Origin of the sequence: Virgibacillus phasianinus (assembly GCF_002216775.1) — a bacterium.
Lineage (GTDB): Bacteria > Bacillota > Bacilli > Bacillales > Amphibacillaceae > Virgibacillus_F > Virgibacillus_F phasianinus.
This window is the reverse complement of sequence record NZ_CP022315.1, coordinates 2,573,451-2,584,159: the sequence shown is the minus strand read 5'-3', so window position 1 is coordinate 2,584,159 and position 10,709 is coordinate 2,573,451. Positions and strand designations below refer to the sequence as shown.

The following is a 10,709-nucleotide window of genomic DNA, read 5'->3' as shown; positions in this document are numbered from 1 at the left end:
ACTCAAAGCGAAATCCTTAGATTTTTTTAAACTTTATACCGATAAAGATTTCTACTTTTTTAAAGTACAAAAAGGTGCAGAAGAAATGACCTTCTGCACCGATTTTTGCTGCGTATTATTCTTCGTCTAAATTGATAAAGAGCTTGCCTTCAGCCAATTCGCGTGTTTCGTTCTTAAAGCTGTCGACAGCTTTTACTTCGATTACAGCTCCATCTGCTTTGACACCGCTTGGAACTGTCCAATATCCAACATAATGTCCATCAGACATTTCCATCATCGGCAGCTCTGTTGCGTTGGCAATTTGAACGCTCATATTCGTTAGTGGCATATGGACAAAGAATGTACCTTTTAGTCCAGGTTCACTATCAAATTCAATTTTCACACTTTGGCCTGTCTGTAAATTTTTATCTTCTGTTGGTGTAACATTTTCCAGTACAGGTGCATTGTATTTGACGTCTATTGTTACACTTTCACTACCCATATTTCCTGCTGAATCCTGGGCGACAACTTCTATCTCATTCTCCCCATTATCAAGCAGAATTCGTTTTGAATAACTTCCATCGGAAACCTCAGCTTTGCGACCATTAACCTCTACAAAATCAAGATTAGCATCGGAAACGGTACCTTCGACTGTAACAGTTTCCCGATTTGTTTTATCTCCATCTTGCGGGCTATCGATCGTAATCGCAGGTGCCTCGGTGTCTAACGTTACAGCAACTGGTGCAGATTCACCGGTCTGTGCTCCATCAAGCAGTGATACTGCTTTCAAGACATTTTCACCTTCCGTTAACTCCGTTGAAATAGCGAACTTACCATCGTCACCCACTTCTGCAGTGCCTATTTCTTCTTCATTATTTACAAGTTGAACAGTAGTCGTTGGAGAAGCTGTACCCTCAACTGTAATGTTTGGTTCATTTGTTATTGTATCTTCTCCAGGTGACGTGATGACGGGGGCATCCACCTCATAGCTGACACGTGCACGGATCATATAATTACCTTCATTTGCAGGCGATTGTGACCATGCCCCACCAACTAATTGATAGCTGCGTTCTGCGTTAGGGCTGCTTTCATCTGTTGCCAATGCAGGTGTCACCGGATTTGGATCCGTTTGGATATACACCATGTAGAAGTCTCCATCTACCATAATATTATGCTCAGACAAATCAATAACAGTCCACGCTGTTTCATCGCGGATAGCCTCAGCGTTTATTGGACCAGCTATTTTCTTCCCGGGAAGTCCATCAGTACCTGATGCATCCCAAACCTCCACTGCAAATTCTGTTCCACCTGGATTAGGGAATTCCTCATTCCAGAACTTAAATACACCATCCGTTACGAGCGCAGATTCCTTACCCTCTGGTAACGACATTTTTACTGCCCAGCCATTGCCGGCATCATAAAATGCGCGAGCGTTTTCAGCGGTTCCGTCGTCATAGCCTATTTCGCCGCCAGGATAAGTGTAAAGTGGCTCAAGTTCAATATTTAATTCCTGATCTTCCTCAATCGTCACTTCAACTTCCTTACTGTTGTAGTCACTTGCTATTACTTTTAATGTGTAGGTACCTTCATATGCAGTAAGCGAATAGTTACCATTTTCATCTGATTCGACAGGTGCTATATTCGCATCCTCAGTAAGGAACAAGGTCGCTCCTTCAATTGGTTCTCCAGTTTTTTCGTCAGTTATCGTACCACTAACAGTAGCTTCTGGAATTTCATCCAATGTAAAGTTCGCTTCTGTGGTTCCATCTTTTTCTATTGTTACAGTTTGCTGTTCCGATTCAAACCCATAGGTTGATGCTTGTACAGTAAACTCACCAGCAGCATGCGTTAATGAATATGTTCCGTCCTCTGGATTTGTCATTACGGAACGTCCACTTTCCAGTACGCTTACTTGCGCGCCAATTGGAAGTAGTGTAGGATTAATTACGTCCTCATGAGCAGGAGGATTATCTTTTTTAGGTAGTTTCGGCTGAATTTTATCCGGATCTACCTTCTTTTTTAAGCCGGCTTTTTCATTACTTTTAATTACGCCAAGACCATTTTTAGCTTTTTTGTTTTTGTTATTGTGTAATCCATTCTTTCTCTTATCCTTAGCTTTTTTATCCTTCTTTTCTAATGATATTTTACTGCTTATAGACGTATTGGACAGCGCTACATCATCAATGTACAATCCCTGTTCTGTAACACTGGAGTCGGATGTAACATTGAAACCAATATAAATCCGCTGACCACTATACTCAGATAAATCTACTTCTGCGCTTTCCCAATCTGTAGTTGTTCCAGACATTTCCATGAGCTGTACCCATTCCTCACGATCTGTCGAAACAAATACATGCCCGAAATCATACGCACTGCCAGATTCATATTTTTCCAAGTCATACCATTGTTTAAATTGTAAATAGGCATCGCCTTCTGGAAGATCAATTGGCGGCATCACTAGTGTCGCATTTTGACTACTTTCATAATCACCATCAAGGTTTGTTGCGTACACTTTTTCACCAGAAGCAGCACTTCCAGGTCCTGATGTAGGAACTCCCCATTCCCAGTTGTTATTATCTCCGAAAGAAGTCCAGCCAACTGGAGTTGCTTCAAAGTCTTCGGTGTAACCAGTAGAAATACCCTCTAAAACTGTTACAGTGTATTCTTCACTATTCACTTCATTATCACCGAAATCACTGATGGTCCATTTGTAAGTTAGTGAATCCCCATCAATTTGTTCTCCAGGGATAGTTGCTGTGTATTCACCATTTTTATAGTCACCGGATGTACGAGTGGCTTCAACTGTTTGCCATTCCCCGTTCAAATCCTTGTATTTTAGGTCAACTGATAAAACACTTATATTGTCAGTAACTTGTACCGTCAAATCTAAATCCATTCCACTATAAGTTTCAGCTGGTGCCGTGTGCTCAAACGCAGGAGCCTCACTATCTTCACCTTGCTTCGTAACCTGTCCTTTAAGAGTTCCAAGTCCATTTACAATCGAATTAACTGCTGCATATGCATTGACAAGTCCATATCCATATCCATTATTAGGGGATTCAGGATATTCGTCATCAGTTAATGGTGTGGCAGTGTTCAGTAATATTTCTTCCAGTTCATCGACTGTTAGGCTAGCATCTACTTGATGTAGTAGTGCCACAACACCTGCTACTGCTGGACCTGCCATTGATGTTCCATTCCACCCACCTTCATACCCGCTTCCAGGTACGGATGAACGAATGTTTACGCCTGGTGCTGAAATATCTGGCTTAATTTCATCGTATGGCGATGGCCCGCGTAATGAAAAGCCAGCAACAACATCATCACTATTGGTTGCACCAGTAGCAAATGACTCCGGATAGTTTGCTGGATTCGCAACAGACCCTGGACCACCTGGATTAGTCAGCGTCGTATTTCCAGCTGAGAATTCCGGAAAAATACCAGCCGCTCTCCAGTTCTTTACAACATCACGGTACCACTCATTAAGTCCTGGTCCGCCACCCCATGAATTGTTAACAACATCAGGTGCCATATCTACTCGGGCGTTTCCCTCTGAATCTGTTGGTGCCATTATCCATTCTGCAGCAGCAAGCAGATCAGCATCGGTTCCGCCAGCTGCCGTAAACGCTTTTACAGAAATAAACTTTGCGCCTGGGGCTACACCAACTTGATTTGATCCATCCGGCTCACTTCCAACCATTGTTCCAATTGTATGTGTACCATGTCCCAAATCGTCATATGGTTCTGGCTCACCTGCTGTTGCATCAAACCAACTGTAATCATGATTTACCTCACCGGTAGCTGCATCGTACCCACGATATTTTTCTTTTAATGCTGGATGATCCCATTGTACACCGGTATCAATACTGGCTATAACCGTTCCAGATCCATCAAAACCCATTCCCCATACTTGGGGTGCTCCAACACGGTTAACGTTCCATTCGACGTTAGCCACCTCAGATTTCGGTGTTTTTGCATCTTTTGTTTTAGTTGTAAATAATTGTCGGGTTTCATTTGGTAGAATCTTTTCCACTTCTGCAAATGAAGCGACTTTTTCTGCAATTTCTTTTGTTGCCGTTACGGCCATTCCATTTACAATATAATACGATCTAATATTTTTTACATTACCTCTTTCCGCTTCTTTTTCAAGATACTGTTTTACACCTTGTTGAGAAGTAAGGGAAGTTGCCTTTAATTCAGAGACAACTGCTGAACGCTGGATAACCTCCGCCTTCTGTGCAGTTACATTTGCGGATTCAGCTGTCTTTCGTGCCTCCTTTGCAATCTTCTTCGTTTCTGTATTTTCTTTAAACTTGATTAAAAACGTTTCCTTCTCATCTTTCTTAAAACTTTCCAGTAAACGATCACTCATCTTTTCTTTTGCAACAGCTTGGGAATCTTTTACAGAGTGATACAACTTACCTTTTGTTTCAGCATTCGCAAGCCCAGGTGTTAGTAGTGAAAATATCATGAGCAATGACGCTATAATACTGAAAGCTCTGATTTGACGTTGTTTCTTTCTTCTCAATTTCCTTCCTCCTCTCGAATTTTGGAACTAAGTTTCACACCAAATCAAGGATATTGTCATTACACGATGTACGTATGCAGACAATACAAAAAACACCCCCATGCCTCCTTTACTATAAAATAGTGTAGGTTCTTAGCTGTCAGCGGTGCTGTTTGTAATATTCTTGTTGTTAATGTAACTATAATGTAATCTAAACGAAAAGGTTGTCGGTTTTTGTCGAATCCGATCAGAATTTTTAGAAAATGGTAAGAAAGTACCGATTTCGTCATTTTACCAGTTTAGACAAAAGACCTAGAAACCGTTTTAAAACCCCCTGAATCATTGCTAGAGAAGCTTTTCAATATGACAAAAAAATTCTGCAAAAAAGAAAATGAATCATTGTTCCTATTAAAAAGTGAACATTATCCCTTGTTCAGTTAGATTCAATCAAAAAAGCGGTACCATTTACATGGTTTTTGCAAATATTCCTTTATTTTCCAATAATATTGTCCTACAAAATCAATTGCTCAATACCTTATGACCTATTAGGTAGTCTTGACTTTCAAAAAACCACGGACCGAATCCAGTCCATGGTTTTTTGAAAGATCATAAAGTATAAATGAAAATCTGTCTAGCTTCGGTGCTTTTCTTACATTTCTTTTTATCAGGATTAGTCTTCCAGTGGATTTAAACTTTCGTTACCAGATAAATCTGCAATCATGGTCACAAGTAATTCGATTTCCTCATCAATATCCGCCAAACTGGATGTTTCCACAGGTGAATGCATGTAGCGTAACGGTAATGAAACCAATGATACAGGAACACCGCGACCAGTTAACCTCATCTTATCCGCATCGGTACCTGTTGCCCTTGGCGTCAATTCATATTGTACATCCATCTTCAAATTCTTTGCGGTCTTTTCAAGCAATTTATTTATTTTTATATTGATGGGTGCACCTTTTGCAAGCACCGGGCCGCCGTCCAGGCGAACATCTCCATGTTTATTCTTATCAACTGTTGGATAATCTGTCGCAAATGTAACGTCACAGGCGATGGCCATTGTCGGTTCAATACCTGCGGCAGCAAAATATGCTCCACCCATATTTGTTTCCTCATTAACCGTGCTTGCAGCATACACACCTACATTACAACCTTTAGCGGCCAACCTTTTCAATACCTCGGCAACAATAAATGAACCTGTCCGGTTATCTAATCCGCGGCCTGCAACATAACGGTCCATTAATATCTCAGGCGCTGTTTTATAGACGGCAAGGTCACCAATTTGCACGTATTTTTCCATTTCCTCTTTTGATTTACAACCGCAATCAATAAATAGATCCTCTAAGCCAAATTCGTTCTTAAGCCCGCCATGGTGTTGTGCGTTCACCCCAATTACACCTGTGATTGTTTGTTCGTACCCGAGAATTGTAGCCTTCATACCAACCGCTGCTTTAGGATTGATTCCGCCCATTTTATCAAAATACAAAAATCCATTCTCATCAACGCGGTTTATTACTAGTGCAATTTCGTCACAGTGTCCAGCAAGCAACACTTTAAACGGTGCATCTGGATTAAGCACTCCTATTGCATTCCCGGCATTGTCCGTCCGAACTTCATCGGCAAATTCCTTCACATAATTTATCCACTTTTTCTGAATTTGCATTTCATTACTGGATGGTGATGCTGTATTCAACAATTCTAATAAAAACTCCCGATTAGCTTGTTCCAATTAAAATTCCTCCTACTTTCATTTATGTAATTCATCCCATTTACAATCATAGCAAATTTTTGACACTGGAGCACATTTGTTTACACAATGCCGCAAGTTGGGTAAACTTCTACAAAGACGACCTAAAGGAGAGAAATGGCTATGACCTTGAATGAGTGGTATGAATCTGGTTTAACACCTGATGAATATATAGAATCAATGGAAAAACACAAAGAAAATCTATTACATATATATGATAACTTCACTGTTCCTAACGATACTGACTTTTTTCAAACTATCCGCGCCAAGGATTTGCGTGTGCTGGTATTAACAGCTGATTGGTGCGGTGATGCTATGCTGAATGTACCAATCTTACTGCGGATTGCCGAACAATGCCAGATGGGAATCGCATTGTTTCCAAGAGATGCTAATTTGGAACTCATGGATCAATACCTGACAAACGGAAAATCAAGATCAATTCCCATTTTCGTTTTCATTGATAAAGACGGAAATGAAGTAGCAAAATGGGGACCGAGAGCTGATAAAATACAACACTTCCTAAATGATGCACGTGCAAACTTACCCGATGAGCGTGCAGACGACTATAAGGAAAAATGGAATGAAATGTTGCTATTCATGACAAAATCTTTCCGTGACAATACTGATTTTGGGGACGAAGTATACGAAAGCATTAAGAAAACAATTGCAGCAGCTACCGTTTCCTAAGACATCTTTTTGTGGATGTCTTTTTTTTTGCGATTTCGTCTATACTGTAAAGAAAATCTCCAATCAAAGGTGACATCATGCGAGTTGAATTTATTAAACATATTTATTTCAGGCTTCCTATTATATTACGCCTATTAATTTCTGTATTTCTGCTTATGACCTTATTCGGTACAGTGATTCATTTTGTTGAACCAGAAGAATTTCCCACCATTTTTGATGGGGTATGGTGGGCATTTGTAACAGGCGCTACAGTTGGTTATGGCGATTATGTGCCATTGACTGTCACGGGTAAGGCTATTGGTATATTATTGATATTATCTGGCGGAGGACTGCTAACATTTTATATTACAACCTTCTCCGCCGAAACAATTAAACACGAAAATAATTTATCAAAGGGGATGATTACCTACAAAGGAAATGATCATATTATCATTGTAGGCTGGAATGAGCGAACTCGGCAACTTGTTAATATGATCAGATCTAGGGATAAGCTTATTGAAATTGTCCTTATCGATAACAGTCTCACGCGTCTGCCTTATCAGCAAATTCCCGTTCACTTCATCTACGGCGATGCTAGTGAAGATGAAATACTGCAGAAGGCAAATATAAGTGATGCTAAATCAGTCCTGGTCACTTCCGATACATCAAAAAAAGAAAAACACGCAGATTACCATACTGTGTTGACGACTGTAGCTATTAGAGGAAATAACAAAGAGATACCATTGGTTGCCGAAGTCCTCTCTGACAAACAAATGGATAATGCATATCGTGCGGGTGCAACCATCATCGTCAGACCAAATGATTTACTAAGCAGTTTATTGTATCATGAACTATATTTCACTAGAACAACTGACCCAATAGACTTGATAACAAATCTTCTGGAAAATCAGCAGGTCATCAAGAAAACACTTCCTTCCGATTTGGAAGAAAAATCTTTTATTAGCGGGGTAAATCATTTCCTTGCAGGTCATCAACTCCTTCTTGGTGTGATCCGAATGGATGAATGGATATTAAATCCTTCACCAGACTTTTTATTAAATTCCGGTGACACCGTTATCACGATATCAGCTTGGAACGATTAATTGCTCCACCTTACGGATCATATCTTTGCCCATATCAATATACTCTGGTGGCATATCCCCATCAGGGTTGCTTGGTGATTGAAATTGATCAAAGGCACCTTGGATAGCTCCCACGCCAGCATCCTCATCATTTCCCTTTTTATATTCATGTGCAAGCAGGAACGGTTTGTCCATGCGAACAGTAACTCCTGGGTAATCAAGAGATCCGGCCACAGCATAAAACGGTATTCGCAAATAATAATAGGTATCCTTGTTATCAAGCAAATAGTCAAAATATCCGCTATCATAATCCCAGCTGGATCCGATGGTAAATCCCTCTGGTTTTAACAGTTCCTCCAGAATATATAACGAGGTTATCGTATTTTCAATTTCAGACTCGATTGGTACCATTTCTATCTTCCTTTCTGAATTTTTTGCTTGAATCCACAACTTGTGCTAAAATATTATATTGTGTTAAAAGAATCGAATAAAGGTATAGGAGTTGTTCAGCATGACAGACAAGTTTGAGACTGGTCAGGTTTTAGAAGGAAAAGTCACTGGAATTCAACCATATGGTGCATTTGTTGCTTTAGACGATGAAACGCAAGGATTGGTTCATATCTCTGAAGTTACGCACGGGTATGTGAAAGATATTAATGAACATTTAACTGTTGGTGATGAAGTAAATGTTAAAGTATTAAACGTAGATTCTGATAAAAATAAAGTATCATTATCTATTCGAGCAACAGAAGAAGCACCGAAAAAACAAGCTAAAGCACCTAGAAATCAACCTGCAAGCAATCAACAGGATAACGCGGCTGGTTTCAATACGCTTAAAGATAAGCTTGAAGAATGGATTGAACAATCCAAAGACCGCGAAGAAACATACAAGAACTAATTTCCTTTTCTGGAAGAGGCTCACCCATCGAATGATACTGCCCCTCAAGCAAGTGTCATTTCGAACAGGTGTGTCTCTTTTTTTAAAGGATAAGAATGTATAAAAAATGTCCGCTTCTAAACGGGTGCTTGCGCTTTTCTTGCTTTCTAACTATTTTTTCCCCATCAGAAAAATATATGCATGCTTGTTCTTGATTTCACAACATTAGTTCGATAAAGTGAAATAGATAGATATACTAGGAGGCGTAACATGACACACATTAATTTTTCATATAAAAGAGCACTTCCGTTCTTGCGTCCACATGAATTGGATCAAATGAATAAATCCATTTCAGCGGCACATGATGCATTACATACAAAATCCGGGGCTGGCAATGATTTTTTAGGATGGCTTGACTTACCAAACTCGTTCGATCAGGAAGAATTTAATCGGGTAAAAGCAAGTGCTGAAAAAATAAAAGCTGATTCGGATGTTTTATTAGTAATTGGAATCGGCGGATCTTATCTAGGAGCCCGGGCGGCAATCGAAATGCTGAATCATTCTTTTTCCCATTTAATTAATAAGGATGACCGGCAAGCGCCACAAATTATTTTCGTCGGACATCATCTTAGTTCAACATACATGCAGGAACTACTGGATGTTCTGCAGGATAAAGATGTTTCCATTAATATTATTTCGAAAAGCGGAACGACTACAGAGCCGGCGATTGCTTTCCGTATCTTCCGTAATTTTTTAGAGGAGAAATACGGTAGTGACCAAGCTAGAAAAAGAATTTATGCAACTACAGATAAAGAAAAAGGCGCATTGAAGGAGCTTGCAACAGAAGAGGGCTACGAAAGTTTCATTATCCCAGATGATGTTGGTGGACGTTATTCAGTTTTAACGGCTGTTGGGTTGTTGCCAATTGCCGCAAGCGGAATATCCATTGATGAGATGATGGATGGTGCTAAGAAAGCTGCAGACGATTTAACTGTCGATTCATTGGAACGGAATCCAGCATATCAATATGCAGCAGTACGAAATTGTTTATACAATAAAGGCAAAACCATTGAAATGCTCGTGAATTACGAACCCCACCTGCACTATGTTGCTGAGTGGTGGAAACAATTATTTGGTGAAAGTGAGGGGAAAGATCAAAAAGGAATTTTCCCGGCTTCAGCTAACTTCACAACTGACCTCCATTCTTTGGGTCAATACATCCAAGATGGCAGAAGGGATATATTTGAGACCGTATTACACGTTAATTCATCCAAGAGGGAGACTATCTTACAAGAAGACGAGCAAAATCTTGACGGGTTAAATTATTTAACTGGAAAGGGCCTTCACGAAATTAATGATAAAGCATTCCAGGGAACAATGATTGCCCATAACGATGGTGGAGTTCCTAATTTAGTAATTGAACTTCCTGCCCTTGATGCTTATACATTTGGTTACATGGTCTATTTCTTTGAAAAATCCTGTGCAATCAGTGGTTATTTATTAGGGGTGAATCCTTTTGATCAGCCCGGCGTTGAGGCATACAAGAAAAATATGTTTGCGTTATTAGGAAAGCCAGGATATGAAGAGGCAAAAACAGATTTGGAAAAACGGTTATAGGACTCTATTTTTTTCATAAAGCTCTTTTCGCATGGTTTGTTGCTACTATTCCCGCAGATAGCGGTCTTTGCTGTCGGGGAGGCTCAGCGCGAGCCCACGGAAAGCGTAATGTTTTTCCACAGACAGCGGTCGCAGGACGCCGAACATGATTTTAGTTAGTTCGCAGTTTATGGATTTTGTGCAAAGCAACGATCTTTTAGAAACAGTTTTTCATAAAAATTGTCAAAATGTGTT

Annotated in this window: 7 protein-coding genes; 4 read left to right on the top strand and 3 right to left on the bottom strand. The window is 40.0% G+C overall.

All coding sequences use genetic code 11. From position 1 onward, the window contains the following. Positions 1 to 115: 115 nt before the first annotated feature. Together CFK37_RS12365 and CFK37_RS12360 are read right to left on the bottom strand one after the other, a co-directional pair. Complete coding sequence (locus CFK37_RS12365) at positions 116 to 4,507, bottom strand: S8 family peptidase (RefSeq protein ID WP_281251595.1); 4,392 nt, start codon at positions 4,505 to 4,507, stop codon at positions 116 to 118. Between the two features lie 649 nt (positions 4,508 to 5,156). Beyond that, positions 5,157 to 6,215, bottom strand: a complete 1,059-nt coding sequence (locus tag CFK37_RS12360; RefSeq protein WP_089062143.1) for a M20/M25/M40 family metallo-hydrolase — start codon at positions 6,213 to 6,215, stop codon at positions 5,157 to 5,159. Between the two features lie 141 nt (positions 6,216 to 6,356). Here CFK37_RS12360 and CFK37_RS12355 point away from each other — a divergent pair, with 141 nt between their 5' ends. Both CFK37_RS12355 and CFK37_RS12350 read left to right on the top strand, forming a co-directional pair. Then, entirely contained in the window at positions 6,357 to 6,920 is a 564-nt protein-coding gene (locus tag CFK37_RS12355) for a thioredoxin family protein (protein ID WP_089062142.1), read from the top strand. A gap of 77 nt (positions 6,921 to 6,997) precedes the next feature. Continuing rightward, positions 6,998 to 8,002 carry a potassium channel family protein gene (locus CFK37_RS12350; protein ID WP_089062141.1) on the top strand — a complete coding sequence of 335 codons (1,005 nt, stop codon included), beginning with the start codon at positions 6,998 to 7,000 and terminating at the stop codon, positions 8,000 to 8,002. Here CFK37_RS12350 and CFK37_RS12345 read toward each other — a convergent pair. Then, on the bottom strand, positions 7,985 to 8,392 hold the full coding sequence (locus tag CFK37_RS12345; RefSeq protein WP_089062140.1) for a YugN family protein: 408 nt from the start codon (positions 8,390 to 8,392) through the stop codon (positions 7,985 to 7,987). The two genes, CFK37_RS12350 and CFK37_RS12345, sit on opposite strands and share 18 nt — an antisense overlap. A gap of 100 nt (positions 8,393 to 8,492) precedes the next feature. Between CFK37_RS12345 and yugI the strand changes: the two genes are divergently transcribed. Further along, complete coding sequence (gene yugI / locus CFK37_RS12340; protein ID WP_089062139.1) at positions 8,493 to 8,879, top strand: S1 domain-containing post-transcriptional regulator GSP13; 387 nt, start codon at positions 8,493 to 8,495, stop codon at positions 8,877 to 8,879. A gap of 249 nt (positions 8,880 to 9,128) precedes the next feature. Continuing rightward, a complete protein-coding gene (locus CFK37_RS12335) occupies positions 9,129 to 10,475 on the top strand; it encodes a glucose-6-phosphate isomerase (RefSeq protein WP_089062138.1) in 1,347 nt (448 codons plus the stop codon). The last annotated feature ends 234 nt before the right edge of the window (positions 10,476 to 10,709 follow it).

Bases quoted from the DNA above. Each gene is read 5' to 3' on its own strand.
- CFK37_RS12355 (WP_089062142.1), top strand. From the start codon at position 6,357: ATGACCTTGAATGAGTGGTATGAATCTGGTTTAACACCTGATGAATAT.
- CFK37_RS12350 (WP_089062141.1), top strand. From the start codon at position 6,998: ATGCGAGTTGAATTTATTAAACATATTTATTTCAGGCTTCCTATTATA.
- CFK37_RS12345 (WP_089062140.1), bottom strand. From the start codon at position 8,392: ATGGTACCAATCGAGTCTGAAATTGAAAATACGATAACCTCGTTATAT.
- yugI (WP_089062139.1), top strand. From the start codon at position 8,493: ATGACAGACAAGTTTGAGACTGGTCAGGTTTTAGAAGGAAAAGTCACT.
- CFK37_RS12335 (WP_089062138.1), top strand. From the start codon at position 9,129: ATGACACACATTAATTTTTCATATAAAAGAGCACTTCCGTTCTTGCGT.